This window comes from Paracoccus sp. C2R09 (assembly GCF_018860625.1).
In the GTDB taxonomy this organism is placed as follows: domain Bacteria; phylum Pseudomonadota; class Alphaproteobacteria; order Rhodobacterales; family Rhodobacteraceae; genus Paracoccus.
In genome coordinates, this window is record NZ_JAHKQB010000027.1 from 121,428 (window position 1) to 138,482 (window position 17,055).

Here is a 17,055-nt window from a genome sequence, read left to right on the forward strand (position 1 = left end):
CGGGCGATGCGTTGACTGTCCGGCGTGGCCTCGTAAACATGCCGGGCATGACCCTTGCCGATCGCATCACCCGCACACCCATCCCGATCGACCGCACCCGCGCCGAGGATGCGGCCGCGCTGTTTCCCGACCTGCCGGGGGGCCTGCGCGACCTGATCGCGGGGACGGCCGGGTCCAGCCCCTATCTGGCGGGGCTGATCCGGGCCGAGGCCGATTGGCTGCGCGAACAGCCCGATCCCGATGGCATCGTCGGGCGGGAAACCGAGGGTTTTGCAACTCTGGACACGGACGCCCTTGGCCCCGCGCTGCGCCAGGCCAAGCGACGCGTGGCACTGCTGGTCGCCCTGGCCGATCTGGGCGGCGTCTGGCCGCTGGAGAAGGTCACCGGCGCATTGTCGGACCTGGCCGACCGCGCGGTGGATCTGGCCCTGCGCGCCCATGTCGCGACCGAGATCCGGCGCGGCAAGCTGCCCGCGACCGATGCCGATGCAGGCGGGATCTTCGCCCTGGCCATGGGCAAGGGCGGAGCGGGAGAGCTGAACTACAGCTCGGATATCGACCTGATCGTGCTGTTCGACGAAACCGCCTATGCCGAAGGCGACCAGATGGAGGCCCGCGCCGCGTTGATCCGGGCGACCCGGCGCATGGCCGCGACGCTGTCCGACGTGACGCAGCATGGCTATGTCTTTCGCACCGATCTGCGGCTGCGTCCCGATGCCTCGGTCACGCCGGTCTGCATCTCGACCGCCGCGGCGCTGGCCTATTACGAGGCCGAGGGCCGCACATGGGAACGCGCGGCCTTCATCAAGGCGCGCGCCTGTGCAGGCGACGTCGCGGCGGGCGAACGTTTCCTTCGCGAATTGCGGCCCTTCGTCTGGCGCAAGCATCTGGATTTCGCGGCCATTCAGGACGCCCATGACATGCGGCTGCGCATCCGCGATCACAAGGGCCTGGGTGGCAAGCTGGAAGTGGCCGGCCACAACCTGAAACTGGGCCGCGGCGGCATCCGCGAAATCGAGTTCTTCACCCAGACGCGCCAGCTGATCGCGGGCGGGCGCGACCGCGAGCTGCGCCAGCGCGACACCGTGGGCGGTCTGCGCGCGCTGGCTGCCAAGGGCTGGGTGCCCACCGACGTGGCCGAGGAACTGATCGACCATTACTGCCAGCACCGCGACATCGAACACCGCATCCAGATGGTGAACGACGCGCAGACCCATTCGCTGCCCAGGGATGAGGACGGGCTGCGCGTGATCGCGGCCCTGTCAGGGCGGACCGATCCGGACGGATTCTGCAAGGATCTGCGCGCACGGCTTGCCCGCGTGCATGAACTGACCGAGGAGTTCTTCGCCCCTGCCGAACCCGCGACGCCCGCCCCCGACCTTTCGGACGAGGCGCGCGCCATCATCGACCGCTGGCACGGCTATGCCGCGCTGCGATCGGACCGCGCCCAGCAGATCTTCCGCCGGATCGAGGCGCAGCTTCTGGACCGCATGGCGCAATCGGGCCACCCGACCGAGGCGCTGGCCCGTTTCGACAGCTTCCTGTCGGTCCTGCCCGCCGGGGTGCAGCTGTTTTCGCTGTTCGAGGCCAATCCCCAGCTGATCGACCTGATCGTGGATATCTGCGGGACGGCGCCGGGGCTTGCGGCCTATCTTGCGCAGCACCCGGCCGTGCTGGACGCGGTTCTGGGGGGCAGCTTCTTTGCCGCCTGGCCGGGCGAGGCCGCGCTGCAGGGCGAACTGACGCGCGCGTTGCAGAATGCGCTGAATGCCCCCGGCGGCGGATATGAACGCGCGCTGGATGCCGCGCGGCGTTGGGCACATGAATGGGAATTCCGCATCGGGGTCCACCATCTGCGCGGCCTGATCGACGCGGACGAGGCCGCCGTCCAATATGCCGATCTGGCAGGCGCCTGCGTTTCGGCGCTGTTCCCGGTCACGGTGCAGGATTTCTCGCGCAGGCATGGGCCGCCCCCGGGGCGGGGGGCGGTCGTCGTGGGGATGGGATCGCTTGGCGCGCGGGTGCTGAACGCGGGGTCCGACCTGGACCTGATCGTGATCTACGACGCGGATGGGGTCGAGGCATCGGACGGACCGCGGCCCCTGTCGGCGCGCCCCTATTACGCGCGGTTGACGCAGGCGATGATCACCGCCTTGACCGCGCCCACCGCCGAGGGACGCCTCTACGAGGTGGACATGCGGCTGCGCCCCTCGGGGCGGCAGGGGCCGGTCGCGACCTCGGTCCAGAGCTTCGAGAGCTATCAGCTGTCCGAGGCATGGACCTGGGAACACCTGGCCCTGACGCGGGCACGCGTCGTGGCCCGCAGCGGAACGGACAGCGCGCTGGCCGACCGGGTCGAGGAATTGCGCATGCAGGTGCTGCGCGAACGGGGCGATGCGCCAAACGTGATGGCCGACCTGTCCGAGATGCGCGACCGCCTGTTCGCGGCCAAGCAGCCCACCGGGCCATTGGATGCCAAGCGCGGGGCGGGGCGGTTGCAGGATATCGACCTGTTCGCGCAATCCTGCGCCTTGCGGGCGGGCGATCCGGCGCGGGGCACGCTGGCGCAGCTGCGCGCGGGCAAGCGGGCGGGGCTGATTGATGCGCAGACGGCCGAGGAGCTGTCATCGGCGTGGCGCAGGCTGTGGCGGCTTCATGCTGCCGGTCGGCTGCTGACCGATGCCCCCCTGAACGCCGAGGCGATCGGCAAGGGCGGACAGGGCTTCCTGCTGCGGGAAACGGGCGCGGCCGACATGGACGCGCTGCAGTCCGACATGACGGATCGCAGCGCGCATGCCGCGACCCTGATCGGGGCCCGGCTGCCCTAGCTTGCGACCTTGGCCGCGCGTTGGGCCTGGGCCTGCATCTCGGCTGCGACCTCGGACAGGGAACGCCCGCCGATCTTGCCCATGACGGGGATCTGGACCAGCCCCTCGGGCAGGGCGGGGATCTCGGGCTCCTGCGGCTCGACGAACAGGCCATGGGCGGTCTTGTCCCAATAGAACGGCTTGGTGACCACCTCGTAGATGGCCTTCCAACCGGCAAGGCAGCCAAGCGGGAAATAGAGGTGCAGCGTCGGCACCCAGGCCATCAGGTGGCGGTGCTTGGCGCCCCGGACCGCGCGCATGCCGACGAAGATCGACAATGCCTCGGAGGCAAGGAACAGCACGAACAGCGCGGGCATGACCCAGCCGCCGACAAAGCCTTCCAGCGGGCCGCGCATGGGATGGGGCAGGCCTGCGCTCAGCAGCCAGAAGCTCCAGAGAACGGGGGCCAGCAGGTATTGCGACAGCGCGCCGAAGAACTGCACCTGAAAGCCCCAGAACCTGCGCGGGCCCAGATCGCGCCACAGCGCGACCGGGTCGCGCATATGCACCCCCCATGTCATCGCATAGCCCTTGAGCCATCTCGACCGCTGCTTGACCCAAGGCAGGGCGCGGCAGTTGGCCTCCTCGTCGGTGGTGGTGTCGATGATTTCGGTCCGGTAGCCGCGGCGCGCAAGGCGGACGCCCAGATCGGCATCCTCGGTCACGTTCCAGGCGTCCCAGGCCCCGACCTCTTCCAGCATCCTGCGGCGGAAGAACAGCGTGGTCCCCCCAAGCGGCACGACCAGGCCCAGCCGGGCCACGCCCGGCAGCAGCACGCGGAACCAGGCGGCGTATTCGATGGTGAAGCAGCGCGCCAGCCAGTTCGTTCTCGGATTGTAGAAATCGAGCGCCCCCTGAAGGCAGGCGACATCCGCCGGTGCCACGTGGAAGCGCCGCGCGACCTTGTGCAGTTGATCGGGGTCGGGGCGGTCCTCGGCGTCCCAGATGCCCACGATATCGCCCCGGCAGAAGTTCAGCGCATAGTTCAGCGCGTGGGGCTTGGTCTTGATCGGCCCGTCGGGGACGCGCACCACGCGGATCCAATGGGGCAGGGTGGCGCCCTTCAGCGCGGTCTCGGTCACGTCGTCGCTGGCTTCGATCACCAGCAGCAGATCGGTCAGGTGGCGCGGATATTCCAGCCGCGCCAGCCGCGCGACCAATTTGCCCGCGACATCGCTTTCCTTGAACAGCGGCACCATCACCGAGATGACGGGCAGGGGCACGTCATCCGGCAGATCGGGCACCCGATGCCGACGTGCGGCCAGGAACGACAGCAGCTTCAGCCCGCTCTGGCTGAGCAGTGTCAACGTGGCCCAGATGGTCAGAAGCGTGGCGATCAGCACGGGGGCAAGCCACAGTCCGGCCGCCAGCAACGCCATCGCCCCGATGGCAAGCCGGCCCATGCGGGCCTGATCCTGGGTGCGGCAGCTTTCGGATGCGGGAACCGTTGCTTCGGCCTGGCGGACCAGGCGGGTGCCCCGCAGCGACAGGATGCTTTCGTGGATCTGATCCTCGCTGCACAGAAGCATGCGAACATGGCCAAAATCGGGCGGCAGATGCGGCAGCACCGCGTCGAAGCGTTCGGGATGGGCGGCCGCGATCCAGGTCACGCCCCCGATTCGACGCCATGGCAGGATGGAATGCGTCAGGCACAGGCCCGCGCCCAGCCTGTCGATCAGCCGGGGGTCGGGGGGCGTCTGGCGCGGATCGATCGAGCTGGTGCGCCAGCGCCGCGACAGGGCCCGGGCCAGATCGGCAGGCGCGACCAGGTTTTCCGACAGTAGCACCTGCGGCAGCCCGGTCCCGTGGCGCTTCTGCAGGGCATGGGCCCGCAGAAGCTGCGCGGGGTTCAGTGCCCCGTCTTCCAGCAATATCTGCCCAAGGGTCCGCTTCTCCTGCGGGGCCGCCGATGGACCACGCAGGACGACGCCCATTTCGCCGGGCGGCAGATTGGCGGGCTTGGGCATCAAAGCGGTCAGGGCCATGGGCATTCCCCTTGTGGAACGCCCTTTCCTGACACGCCTTGGTTAATGCAGGGTTAACCCTGACGGGCGTTCACGCCTTTTCGCGACGATCGCGCATCGATTCGGTGAACCGCTTGAACAGATACAGGCTGTCCTGCGGGCCGGGCGATGCCTCGGGGTGGTGCTGGACCGAGAAGACCGGCCGTTCGGTCATCCGGATGCCGCAATTGCTGCCGTCGAACAGGCTGATATGCGTTTCCATCACGCCCTCGGGCAGGGATTGGCTGTCCACCGCGAAACCATGGTTCATCGAGGTGATCTCGACCTTGCCGGTCTCGTTGTCACGCACGGGATGGTTCGCGCCGTGATGGCCGTGGCTCATCTTGACGGTCTTGGCCCCAAGCGCCAGCGCCAGCATCTGGTGTCCAAGGCAGATCCCGAACATCGGCAGATCGTGGCCCAGCAGTTCCCGGATCATCGGAACGGCATATTCGCCGGTGGCTGCCGGATCGCCGGGACCGTTCGACAGGAACACGCCCTCGGGCTCATGCGCCAGAACCTCGGCCGCGGTGGCGGTGGCGGGCAGCACGGTGACCTCGGCGCCCGACGCGACCAGCGAACGCAGGATGTTGCGCTTGGCACCGTAATCCAGCGCCACGACCTTGAAGGGCTTGGGTTCGGGCGAGGTGCCGAAGCCCTGGCCCCATTCCCAACCGCCTTCTTCCCAACGATAGGTCTGGGCGCAGCTGACGGTCTTGGCCAGGTCCAGCCCGACGAGGCCGGTCCAGTCGCGCGCCTTGGCGACCAGCGCCTCGATGTCGAAATTCCCCTCGGGGTCGTAGGACAGCACGACATGCGGCGCGCCCTGCTGGCGGATCGCGCGGGTCAGGCGGCGGGTATCGATGCCGCCGATGCCGATGCGGCCGCGACGGGCCATCCACTCCGACAGCTCGTCGGTGGCGCGCCAGTTCGACGGATCGGTCGGGTCCCACCGCACGACGATGCCGCTGGCGACAGGATCCTGCGCCTCGTCATCCTCGGCGGTGACGCCGGTATTGCCGATATGGGGGAAGGTGAAGGTGACGATCTGGCTCGCATAGGAGGGATCGGTCATGATCTCCTGATAGCCGGTCATCGCGGTGTTGAAGACCAGCTCGGACACCACTTCGCCGGGTGACCCGAACCCATGGCCATAGAAGATCGTTCCGTCGGCTAGCGCCAGGCAGGCGGTCGGTTTCTTGGCCATTTGGCACCTCTGGTCTGAAATCAGCCGGTAATTAGGGGGCTGGGGCGGCAAGGTCAAGCGGCTTGGCAAGCTTGTATTGCACCACGCCCCGGCCTAGAAGGTCAGCTTTCCGGTGCGACCCTTCCGTCGCCCGCCCCGATGGAGAGCAAGATGGATCTGCGAGCCAAGCTGCAAGCCGCGACCAAGGATGCGATGAAAGCACGCGACAGCGACCGTCTGTCCACCCTTCGCCTGATCGGCGCCGCCGTCAAGGACCGCGAGATCGCGGCCCGGACCGGCGATGGCGACGGCACCCTGACCGAGGCCGATCTGATCCAGATCCTGTCCAAGATGGTCAAGCAGCGCCAGGAATCGGCGCGCGCCTACGAAGAGGGTGGCCGCCTGGAACTGGCCGCGAAGGAAGAACAGGAAATCGCGATCATCCAGGAATTCCTGCCGCGCCAGATGACCGAAGAGGAAACCCGCGCCGCGATCGATGCCGCCGTATCCGAGACCGGGGCCGAAGGGCTGCGCGACATGGGGCGCGTCATGGGCGTCCTCAAGGAACGTCACGCCGGTCAGATGGATTTCGGCGCCGCGGGCGGTCTGGTCAAGGCACGCCTGATGAACTGACGCGCCTGTCGGTGCGTTCAAGCGGGCAGGAGGTGACTCATGCCCGCAAGATCCAAGGCTCAGCAGCGCGCCGCCGGTGCGGCGCTTTCGGCGAAACGGGGCGAAACCAAGGTCAAGGACCTGCAAGGCGCGTCGAAGGACATGTATGACAGCATGTCCGAGGACGAGCTGGAGGATTTCGCCTCGACCGATCACGACGATCTGCCCGACAAGGTGGATGACGACTGATCATCGCAGCGATGCAAGGCGCCGCGCGATGTCATCCGACAGGGCGCGGCGTTCCTCGGGGGTGAGGAACGCCCCCAGCTCCAGCTCTCGTCTGCCATCCGTCAGCACGAGATAGCTTTCGACCGGACCCGGCCGCAGCGTTGCACGGACCCAGAAGCTGTTCGTGCGCCATTCGCGATCGGGCCGTCCGGGATCCGCCCTGACCAAGTCCAGCCGCCGGCCGTCGAATCGCAGCCGCTCATGCGTCTGGCCGCTGCGATAGGTTAGGTGCAGCGCGAACCACACCCCCGCGACCGCAAGTGCCACGAAGATCAGAAGCGGCCACAGCGCCGTCGTTCCGATCACCGCGATCAGCGGCAGGGCGACCATCGTCACCGTCGCCCCGATGAACCACACGAAGCCGCGCCGCGGCAGCGACCGATGCGGCCAGAGGGTCAGCTCATGGCAAACGGCCCCGGATTGCTCCGGGGCCGTTTCTGTCCAGCGATAAGGCATGGCTTCCCGCTCAGTGGGCGTGACGGTGATCCCAGTCCTCGCGCTTCGGCAGCTGCTCGAAGGTATGCTCGGGCGGGGGGCAGGTCAGCGTCCATTCCAGCGTGTCGGCATATTCGTTCCAGTAGTTGTTCTGGGTCACGCGCTTGCCTGCGAACAGGGTGTAGAACACGATCCCGATGAAGAACAGGAAGGACGCGAACGAGATATAGGCACCGATCGAGCTGATGTTGTTCCAGAACGCGTATTCGACCGGATAGTCGATATAGCGGCGCGGCATGCCCTGGCGGCCCAGGAAGTGCTGCGGGAAGAAGGTCAGGTTGGCGCCGATGAACATCGCCCAGAAGTGCAGCTTGCCTGCCCATTCCGGATACTGGCGGCCCGACATCTTGCCGATCCAGTAATAGACGCCCGCGAAGATCGCGAAGACCGCCCCGAGCGACATCACGTAATGGAAATGCGCCACGACATAGTAGGTGTCGTGATACACCCGGTCCAGCGGAGCCTGGCTCAGGACCACGCCGGTGACGCCGCCCACGGTGAACAGGAACAGGAAGCCGAAGGCCCAGAGCATCGGCGTCTTGAACTCGATCGAGCCGCCCCACATCGTCGCGATCCAGCTGAAGACCTTGATGCCCGTGGGCACCGCGATCGTCATGGTCGCCAGCATGAAGTAGCTCTGCTGGGTCAGCGACATGCCGACGGTGTACATGTGGTGCGCCCAGACGACGAAGCCCAGGATCCCGATCGCGGCCATGGCCAGCACCATCGGCAGATAGCCGAAGATCGGCTTTCTTGCGAAGGTCGAGATGACGTGGCTGATGATGCCGAAGCCCGGAAGCACGATGATGTAGACCTCGGGGTGACCGAAGAACCACAGGATGTGCTGGTACAGCACCGGATCGCCGCCGCCGGCCGGGTTGAAGAAGTTGGTGCCGAAGTTGCGATCCATCAGCAGCATGGTGATCGCGCCGGCCAGGACGGGCAGGGCCAGCAGGATCAGCCAGGCGGTGATGAAGACCGACCAGGCGAACAGCGGCACCTTGAACAGCGTCATGCCGGGGGCGCGCATGTTCAGGAAGGTGGTGATGATGTTGATCGCACCGACGATCGAGCTGGCACCCGAGACGTGGACGGCGAAGATCGCCAGGTCCATCGAGTATCCCTGCTCGCTGGTCGAGAGCGGCGGATAGAGCACCCAGCCGACGCCCGAACCGGATTGCTGGCTGCCACCCGGTGCCAGAAGCGACGCGATCCCGAGGCAGAGACCGGCCACATAGAGCCAGTAGCTGAGGTTGTTCATGCGCGGGAAGCTCATGTCCGGGGCGCCCAGCTGCAGCGGCATGAAGTAGTTGCCGAAGCCGCCGAACAGTGCCGGGATCACGACGAAGAACATCATCAGCACGCCATGATAGGTGATCATGACGTTCCACAGATGGCCGTTCGGGGTGCATTCGCGCGATGCGTCCGCCAGGAAGCGCGCGCCTTCGGTGCACATGTACTGGACGCCGGGATCCTGCAGTTCCATCCGCATGTAGACGGTGAACGTCACCGAGATCAGGCCGGCAAGGCCCGCGGTGAACAGGTACAGGATACCGATATCCTTGTGATTGGTGGACATGAACCAGCGGGTGAAGAATCCGCGGGTGTCATGATGGTCTTCGTGGCCGTGCGAGGCTGCGTCTGCCATACCCGAACTCCCTCAAGATGTCGTCAGTCCGGCGCGGCAGCCGGCATATCACGCATTCTTTAGACCAGCCTCGCGCTTCGGGCAATGCGTCACGCATGCGTGAGGTGGACCTGTCGCCTCACTCTATCACGCGAATGCGATCCGCCAAGAGACGCTTGGCCGCAGGGGCGCATGTGCCGTCAGGGGGCATCGGGGCTGTTCGCGGCCAGGAATGCTGCAAGGTCGGCCTGGTTGCGGTTCAGCTTGAAGGTCATCTTGCTGCGCGCCCGGTCGTCGCCCGTCTTCTCGCGCACCCATGCGGTCGGATCGGTGACATAGGCGACCAGCTCCTCCTCGGTCCAGACGAAGTCCGGCATGGCCTCGCGCACGGCAAGCAGCCCGTCGCCGTAACGGTAATCGTCCTGATGGGCGACCGGGCTGCCGACGATGTTCCACAGGTTCGGCCCGACCCGTCCACCGCGGACGATGTCGCGGCCTTCGTCATCCTGGATCATGTGGCAGGACCGGCATTTTCGAAACTCGGATTCGCCCTGTTCGGGGTCGCCCGCCTGGGCATGGGCGGCGCCTGCGAACGCGACAAGAATGGCTGCGGCTGCTCTGATCATGTGAATCCTCCGGGTCGTTCGCGGCGACAGTAGCGCGGCGGGGGCGGACGTCCAGCGGCCGCTTCGTCGCAGCTCAGCCGAAGACCTGGTCGAAGCCCTTGCGCAGCGCGACGTCCAGATCGCCCATCTCGACCGGCAGGCCCAGATCGACAAGGCTGGTGACGCCATGACCGCTGATCCCGCAGGGCACGATGCCGCCGTAATGCGACAGGTCCGGGTCAAGGTTGATCGAGATGCCGTGGAAGCTGACCCAACGGCGCAGCTTGACGCCGATGGCCGCGATCTTGTCCTCGCGCATGGTTCCGTCGGGCAGGGGCGGGCGGTCGGGGCGGGGCACCCAGACGCCCACGCGGCCGTCGCGGATCTCTCCTCGGACGCCGAACTCGTCCAACGCGGCGATGACCCATGTTTCGAGATTGGCCACGAAGGCGCGCACGTCGCGTCCGCGACGGTTCAGGTCCAGCATGACATAGACGATGCGCTGCCCCGGCCCGTGATAGGTGAACTGACCGCCGCGTCCCGTCTGATGGACCGGAAAGCGCGCCTCGAGCAGGTCCTGCGCCTGCGCGCTGGTCCCGGCGGTATAGAGCGGCGGATGTTCCACCAGCCAGACGGCCTCGGGGGCCTCGTTCCGATGAATGGCGGCGACGCGCGCCTCCATGAATGCCACCGCATCCTCGTATCCGGTCAGGCCGGTGCTTTCGATCCATTCCACCATGGGGGCGATGTGGCGCGTGTCGACGGCTTCGTCAATCGCCAAGCGCATGCCGAAAGGAACGGATTTTTGCATTATTGCTCTTTTCAAGGTCGAAAGGCTCGGCTAAGACGCGGCCACTGCCCGGATGCGGTCGTGGCGGAATTGGTAGACGCGCAGCGTTGAGGTCGCTGTTCCTTAACCGGAGTGGAAGTTCGAGTCTTCTCGACCGCACCATCACCTTCCTGAAAATCGGAACGGAACTGACGGGGAACCGGGCCTTGCGGCCCGGCCCCTGTTCGTCATTCCGCGATCGCGGTCACCGCACCACCCGCACCGATGGCGATCTGCAGCGCTGTCCATGCCTGGGCTGCGGTGTTGCGTGCGCTGGCGGCCGACAGACGTGCCGACAGGCGTTCGCGGTCGGCATCCAGCAGGTCCACGAGGGGCAGGGCGCCCGCCTCGAAATTCTGGCGCGCCAGATCGTAGGCGCGGTCATAGGACGCGGCGGCCGCATCCAACGCATCGACCTGCTGACGATAGAGCCGCAGATCCGACTGCCCGGTCTGCACGTCCTCGATCGCGGAAGCGACCTGCGAACGCCATTCCAGGTCGGCCTGACGGGCCTCGGACACGCGCCGCTTGCGGACCGCGTTCAACGAGCCGAGCGAGGTGATCGGAACCGAGATGCTGGGACCGAAGCTCCAGGCGTCGCTGCCGCCGCTGTCGCTGACCGTCCCGCTGAGCGTGAGCGACGGCAGCATGTCGGCCGTGGCCACCCCCACTTCGGCCAGGGACTGCGCCAGATCGGCACGCGCCGCGCGGACGTCGGGGCGGTTCTGCAGCAGTTCCGCCGGAACGCCGGTGCCCGGACCTGCCGGGATGCGCGGCTGTTGCGCGCCGCGCTTCATGATCTCCATCAGCGGCGTCGCCTGCATGTTCAGCAGAGTCGAGAGGGCGAAGACCTGGCTGTTGAAGCTGGCCTCGTAGGACGGTAGGTTCGCCTGTGCCGTCTGGACCAGTGCCTGCGCCTGCGCGATGTCGTAATCGGTGGCAAGGCCCAGGTCCTGCATCTCGGACGTGATGGACAGGGTCTGGCGACGCGCGGACAGCGTGTCGCGCGTCAGTGCGATCGCCTGCTGATAATAGCGGGCATCGGCATAAGCGTTGATCACCTCGGCCAGCCAGGCGATGCGGGTGACCTCGACCTCGGCCTCCTGCGAGGCATAGGCGGCCTCGGCGCTCTGGCGTTCGCGGCGCGCACCCCCGAAGAGGTCGAAGACGAAGCCCGCCGACAGGCTGGAGGTGGTCGTCGTCGTCACCGGGGCGCCGTCGCCGCCGCTGCGGGTGCGCTCGAGGGATGGCCCGCTGCCCGTCACCTGGGATGCCCAGGGGCGCGTGCCCTCGACATCGGCGCGCGCGGCGCGCAGCATCTCGTTCGAGATCAGGATGTCGATGCTGTTGTCCAGGCCCTGCGCGATCAGGTCGGACAGGACCGGGTCGCGATATTCCGACCAGAAGGCGTTCGTGCCGACCTTGCCGGCGGTTCCGCCCGAGCCGCCCTCGAACGAGGCTTGGACCCGGGGGGCGGGCAGATCGATCGGATCGGGGCCCACGGCCGCACAGGCCGTCAGCAGAAGCATTGCCGTCAACGAGAGCGCGGCGCGGCAGGTCATGGCCTGATGTGTCACGTCGTCTTTTCCTTTCGGGTGAACATCCGCCGCACTGTCAGCACGGCGACATAGAAGACCGGCACCAGGAAGATCCCGATCACCGCGGATGAGGTCATGCCGCCCAGAACGCCGATGCCGATCGAGTTCTGCGCACCCGCGCCCGCCCCCGAGGCGGTGGCCAGGGGCAGCACGCCCAGCATGAAGGCGAAGGTGGTCATCAGGATCGGGCGCAGTCGCTGGCGCGAGGCGATGGCCGCGGCCTCCAGCATGTTCTTGCCCTCGGCGATCTGGGCTTCGGCGAATTCGACGATCAGGATCGCGTTTCGCGCGGCAAGGCCGATGGTCGTCAGCAGGCCCACCTTGAAGTAGACGTCGTTCGACTGGCCGAAGAACAGCGCGGCCGCCAATGCACCCAGGATGCCCACCGGCACGGTCAGCATGACCGCCAGCGGCACCGACCAGCTTTCATAGAGCGCGGCCAGCGCAAGGAAGACCACCAGCGCGGACAGGGCAAAGAGGATGGGCGCCTGGTTGCCGGACAGCCGTTCCTGGTAGGACAGGCCCGTCCAGGCCGAACCGTAGCCGCCATCCATGTCCGCGACCATCTCCTCCATCGCGATCATCGCCTCGCCCGACGACAGGCCCTGGCTGGCGGCGCCGCTCAGCTCCATCGCGCGGGTGCCGCCATAGCGGGCCAGCGACTGGGGTTCCTGATCCCAGGACCGGGTCGAGAAGGCCCCGAAGGACACCATTTCGCCATCGGAATTGCGCGCATACCAGCGGTCGATATCCTCGGGCTGGCCGCGCGTGTCGGAATCGCCCTGCACGATCACCGGGCGCAGGTCGTTCCCGAGCGCGAAATCGTTCACCTCGCTGCCCGCGAAGATCACCGACAGCATGGCGTTCACTTCGGAAATCGACAGCCCGAAGGCCGCGGCCTTCTGCTGGTCGATATCCAGCTGCAGCGCGGTCTGGGTGGCCGCATCGTTGCCACGCAGGCTGGTGACGCGCCCGTCCTGCTGCGCGGTGGCGACCAACTGGTCCGCAGCGGCGGACAGCGCGTCCTGGCCCCGGCCGGACTGATCCACCAGGTACATGGTGAAGCCCGACGAGGTGCCAAGCCCCTGGATCGCGGGCGGTTGCAGCGCGAAGACCTGCCCCTGGCGGTTCGTCGTGAAGAAGAACCCGTTGGCGCGGTTCACCAGATCGGCGATGCCATCCTTGCGGTCGGCATAGTCCTTGAGCTTCACGAAGACCATGGCGTTGTTCTGCCCGGTCCCCTGGAAGCTGAAGCCCAGGGCGGCGAAGACGGATTCGACGGTCTCGGTTTCCTGGGTCAGCATGTAGTTCTCGACCTTCTCGACCAATGCCTTGGTCTGCTCGCTGGTCGATCCGTCGGGGCCCTGGATCAGCACCAGGCCCACGCCCTGATCCTCGTCGGGCAGGAACGAACTGGGCAGCCGGTCATAGAGCGCGGCAATGCCGCCGCCGATGGCCACCAACACGATCAGCAGGCGCAGGGGGCGGCGGATCAGCCGCGACACCACGCCGACATAGCCGTTGGTCGTGCGGTCCATGTTGCGGTTGAACCAGCGGGCGGGCGCGATCCCGCCCTTGTGGTCGCGCGGCTTCAGCAGGCTGGCGCACATGGCGGGGGTCAGGATGACCGCCACGCCCAGTGACAGCACCATCGCCGTGATGATCGTGACCGAGAACTGGCGATAGATCACGCCGGTCGATCCGGTCATGAAGGCCATGGGCAGGAACACCGCCGAAAGGACCAGCACGATGCCGACCAGCGCCGAGGTGATCTCGTTCATGCTCTTCTCGGTGGCCTCGACAGGGCCCAGGCCGTCTTCTTCCATCACGCGCTCGACGTTCTCGACCACCACGATGGCATCGTCGACCAGAAGGCCGATGGCCAGCACCATGGCGAACATGGTCAGGGTGTTGATGGAAAAGCCCGCGAAGGCCAGCATCGCGAAGGTGCCCAGCAGCACGACCGGGATCGCGATCACCGGGATCAGCGTGGCGCGCCAGCTCTGCAGGAAGACCAGGATCACCAGGAAGACCAGCACCACGGCTTCGGCAAGGGTGTGATAGACCTGCTCGATCGATTGTTCGACGAAGGGCGAGGTGTCGTAGGGATAGACGATCTCGATGCCGGCAGGCAGCAGGTCGGCCACCCCGTTGATCGTGTGGCGGACGCGTTCGGCCGTGTCCACGGCGTTCGCCCCGGTGGCCAGGTTGACCGCGAAGCCCGCGGCCGGGTTGCCGTTGTGGCGGGAATTGCCGCCATAGCTTTCCTGCCCGATCTCGATCCGGGCGACATCGCCCAGGAACACGGTCGAACCGTCGGTCGCCACGCGCAGCAGGATGTTCTCGAATTCCTCGACGGTGGACAGTTGCGACTGCGCCGAGACGGGCACCGTGATCTGCTGGCCCTGCGCACTGGGCTGGGCGCCCAGATCGCCGACGGTCACGTTGGTGTTCTGTTCGGACACGGCCGAGGTCACGTCCGAGGGCGTGACCTGATACTGGACCATCTTCATCGGATCCAGCCAGATCCGCATGGCATAGCCCGACCCGAAGGTGTTGATCGAGCCGACGCCCTCGGTCCGCTTGACCGGGTCCTCGATCAGCTGCGCGACCAGGTCGCCCAGTTCGACCGTGTCATAGCCGCCATCGGGCGCGGTCAGCGCGCCCACCAACAGGATCGAACTGGTCGAGCGTTCGACCTGCACGCCCTGCTGCTGAACCACGTCGGGCAGCTGCGAGGTGACCAGCTGCAGCTTGTTCTGGACCTGCACCTGCGCGATGTCGGGGTCCACGCTGTCGTCGAAGGTCAGCGATATCGAGGTCGAGCTGGGCGTCGATGTCGACGTCATGTAGGTCAGGCCGTCGAGGCCCGTCATCGCGTCCTCGATCACCGTGGTGACCGAACTTTCCACGATCTCGGCCGAGGCGCCGGTATAGGTCGCGCTGATGCGGACGGTCGTGGGCGAGATCTGCGGATATTGTTCGATCGCGAGGCTGTTGAGACCCATGGCCCCCACCAGCATCGTGACCAGTGCCAGCACCCAGGCGAAGACGGGGCGATGGATGAAGAAACGTGCCATCTGGCCTTACTCCGCTTCGGGCTGGGGGGCGTCGCGGATGACGCCGTTCTCGTCGATCACGACAGGGGCGGTCTGAACCTCTGCCCCTTCGGACAGGCCCGAGGCCCCTTCCACCACCAGCGTTTCGCCGTCTTCCAGGCCGTCGATCACGATCCACTGGTTCTGATAGCTTCCTTCGGTCGTCAGGTCGCGCCGGGTGGCCTTGCCGTCCTTGATCACCCAGGCCGACAGCTGGCCGATCTTGTCGCGCGTGGCCGCCGTCTGGGGCACCAGGATCGCGGTGGTCACCCCCAGATCCACCTGCCCGCGCAGGAACATGCCCGGCAGAATCAGCTTTTCGGGATTGTCGAAGCGGAAGCGCGTGTCGATCGACCCGGTCGAGGTCGAGACAGTGACCCCCGGCGCGATCAGTTCGCCCACGGCCTGATAGGTGCGACCGTTCTCCAGCGTCAGGGTGGCGCGCAGCTCCTCGTTCAGGCGCAGGCTGCCGTCGCTGATGTCGTCCAGCACGGTCAGGAAGCGCGAGGAGGGCTCGTACATGTCCACCTCGACCGGGTCGAGCTGGGTGACGGTCGCCATCGCGTCGGCCTGGTTCGCGGTGACCAGATCGCCGATCGAGGTGTCGGCCACGCTGGCGATCCCGTCCAGCGGGCTTGTGACGGTGGTCCAGTCCAGTTCGGCCTGCGCCTGCACCAGGGCGGCCTCGGCCGCATCGACCTGCGCCTGTGCCTGATCGCGGGTGGCCTGCGCGCTGTCCACAGCGGCCTGCGTGGCGCCCGACCCCAGCAATGCGCGGTTGCGCGACAGGGACGATTCCGCCTCGGTCAGCGTCGCCTGGGCGGCGGCAAGATCGGCCTGGGCCGCCGCGACGCCGGCCTCGTAGGTGGTGGCGTCGATGCGGAACATCGGCGTTCCCTTGGCGATCTCCTGACCCGGTTCGTACAGCACCTCCGTCACGATGCCGCTGACGCGGGGGCGGATTTCGGCGGCATTGGCAGCCACGGCGCGTCCGGGCAGGGTGAAGATGCGCGGAACGTCCTGTTCCTCGACTTGCATCACGCCGACCGTCTTCGGAGGCATCCCCTGCGCGAAGCCAACGGAGGCCAGCATCATCGACGCGCCGAGCGCGGCGCCGGTCATCTGAATAAAGTCGCGCATCACTGTCTCCGCTTGCGGCCGGACGCTGCGTCGGCCCTTCGGGCGCGTATTGCACGTCCTTGCCGACTATGCAATGTTTGCCGGAAACGCAAACGGAATTGCCGGTATTATGAACACAGATCTGCGTGACAGGCGCCGTCGCCAGACGGCCCGCGAAATCCAGACGACTGCGCTCAAGCTGGTGATGGACCAGGGCCTTGCGGCAGTGACGACGGATGCGATCGCGCATGGGGCCGGGATCAGCACCAGGACGTTCTTCAACTATTTCCCGAACAAGCAGGCGGCGCTTCTGGGGCCGCTGCCGGTGCTGGGCGCCGAAGACAGCGCATGGCTGGCCACATCCGACCGGCCCGTGCTGGACGATCTGACCGCCGTCGCACGCCAGCTGGTCGAGACAAGCCCCCCGGACCGGCCCACGCTGCGCATGCTCGAGACGATGCTGGACCAGTTGCCGGACCTGACCTGTTCGTTCCGCGACACGCTGGAAACCATCGCCACGGTCATCGGCGACCATCTTCAGCGGCGGCTGGGGCCGGGATCGCAATGGCAGGCCGACATCATGTCGCACATGACGATGCATGCGTTCGGCAACGCGACCCGGCAATGGGCGTCCGATGACGACATGCCGATCGAGCGCATCCCCGAGATGGTCCACGAACAGCTGGTCAAGATATGCGAGTCCCTGTCCTCGACCTGAGGACGGGGAC

Annotated in this window: 13 protein-coding genes and 1 tRNA gene; 5 read left to right on the forward strand and 9 right to left on the reverse strand. The window is 66.7% G+C overall.

The window, feature by feature from the left end:
• Nucleotides 1-47 precede the first annotated feature (47 nt).
• Complete coding sequence (locus tag KO490_RS10950) at nt 48-2,828, forward strand: glutamine-synthetase adenylyltransferase (RefSeq protein ID WP_216019455.1); 2,781 nt, start codon at nt 48-50, stop codon at nt 2,826-2,828.
• Here KO490_RS10950 and KO490_RS10955 read toward each other — a convergent pair.
• Nucleotides 2,825-4,852 carry a glycosyltransferase gene (locus KO490_RS10955; RefSeq protein WP_252727133.1) on the reverse strand — a complete coding sequence of 676 codons (2,028 nt, stop codon included), beginning with the start codon at nt 4,850-4,852 and terminating at the stop codon, nt 2,825-2,827. The two genes, KO490_RS10950 and KO490_RS10955, sit on opposite strands and share 4 nt — an antisense overlap.
• Before the next feature lie 70 nt (nt 4,853-4,922).
• A complete protein-coding gene (carA, locus tag KO490_RS10960; RefSeq protein WP_216019456.1) occupies nt 4,923-6,077 on the reverse strand; it encodes a glutamine-hydrolyzing carbamoyl-phosphate synthase small subunit in 1,155 nt (384 codons plus the stop codon).
• A 150-nt stretch (nt 6,078-6,227) separates the two neighbouring features.
• Here carA and KO490_RS10965 point away from each other — a divergent pair, with 150 nt between their 5' ends.
• Nucleotides 6,228-6,689: a GatB/YqeY domain-containing protein gene (locus KO490_RS10965; RefSeq protein WP_216019457.1), complete on the forward strand. Its 462-nt coding sequence runs from the start codon at nt 6,228-6,230 to the stop codon at nt 6,687-6,689.
• A 39-nt stretch (nt 6,690-6,728) separates the two neighbouring features.
• Complete coding sequence (locus tag KO490_RS10970; RefSeq protein WP_022706518.1) at nt 6,729-6,917, forward strand: DUF3008 family protein; 189 nt, start codon at nt 6,729-6,731, stop codon at nt 6,915-6,917.
• Here KO490_RS10970 and KO490_RS10975 read toward each other — a convergent pair whose 3' ends face one another.
• The 4 genes from KO490_RS10975 to lipB form a co-directional block, all read right to left on the reverse strand.
• Entirely contained in the window at nt 6,918-7,412 is a 495-nt protein-coding gene (locus KO490_RS10975; protein ID WP_216019458.1) for a DUF2244 domain-containing protein, read from the reverse strand. It abuts the gene before it with no gap.
• Between the two features lie 10 nt (nt 7,413-7,422).
• A complete protein-coding gene (ctaD, locus tag KO490_RS10980) occupies nt 7,423-9,099 on the reverse strand; it encodes a cytochrome c oxidase subunit I (RefSeq protein WP_216019459.1) in 1,677 nt (558 codons plus the stop codon).
• 179 nt (nt 9,100-9,278) lie between these two features.
• Nucleotides 9,279-9,704, reverse strand: a complete 426-nt coding sequence (locus KO490_RS10985; RefSeq protein WP_216019460.1) for a cytochrome c family protein — start codon at nt 9,702-9,704, stop codon at nt 9,279-9,281.
• 73 nt (nt 9,705-9,777) lie between these two features.
• On the reverse strand, nt 9,778-10,470 hold the full coding sequence (gene lipB, locus KO490_RS10990) for a lipoyl(octanoyl) transferase LipB (protein WP_216019611.1): 693 nt from the start codon (nt 10,468-10,470) through the stop codon (nt 9,778-9,780).
• A gap of 78 nt (nt 10,471-10,548) precedes the next feature.
• On the opposite strand from lipB, the gene KO490_RS10995 reads away from it, so the two are divergent.
• Nucleotides 10,549-10,635: transfer RNA gene (locus tag KO490_RS10995), tRNA-Leu, on the forward strand.
• Between the two features lie 65 nt (nt 10,636-10,700).
• Here KO490_RS10995 and KO490_RS11000 read toward each other — a convergent pair.
• From KO490_RS11000 to KO490_RS11010, 3 genes are read right to left on the reverse strand one after another with little or no spacing between them, the layout of a single operon-like run.
• Nucleotides 10,701-12,089: an efflux transporter outer membrane subunit gene (locus KO490_RS11000; RefSeq protein WP_303462943.1), complete on the reverse strand. Its 1,389-nt coding sequence runs from the start codon at nt 12,087-12,089 to the stop codon at nt 10,701-10,703.
• Nucleotides 12,086-15,190: an efflux RND transporter permease subunit gene (locus KO490_RS11005; protein WP_216019461.1), complete on the reverse strand. Its 3,105-nt coding sequence runs from the start codon at nt 15,188-15,190 to the stop codon at nt 12,086-12,088. Before KO490_RS11005 ends, KO490_RS11000 begins: the two co-directional genes overlap by 4 nt.
• 6 nt (nt 15,191-15,196) lie before the next feature.
• Nucleotides 15,197-16,348, reverse strand: a complete 1,152-nt coding sequence (locus KO490_RS11010) for an efflux RND transporter periplasmic adaptor subunit (RefSeq protein WP_216019462.1) — start codon at nt 16,346-16,348, stop codon at nt 15,197-15,199.
• A gap of 109 nt (nt 16,349-16,457) precedes the next feature.
• On the opposite strand from KO490_RS11010, the gene KO490_RS11015 reads away from it, so the two are divergent.
• Nucleotides 16,458-17,045 carry a TetR family transcriptional regulator gene (locus KO490_RS11015; RefSeq protein ID WP_216019463.1) on the forward strand — a complete coding sequence of 196 codons (588 nt, stop codon included), beginning with the start codon at nt 16,458-16,460 and terminating at the stop codon, nt 17,043-17,045.
• Nucleotides 17,046-17,055 lie beyond the last annotated feature (10 nt).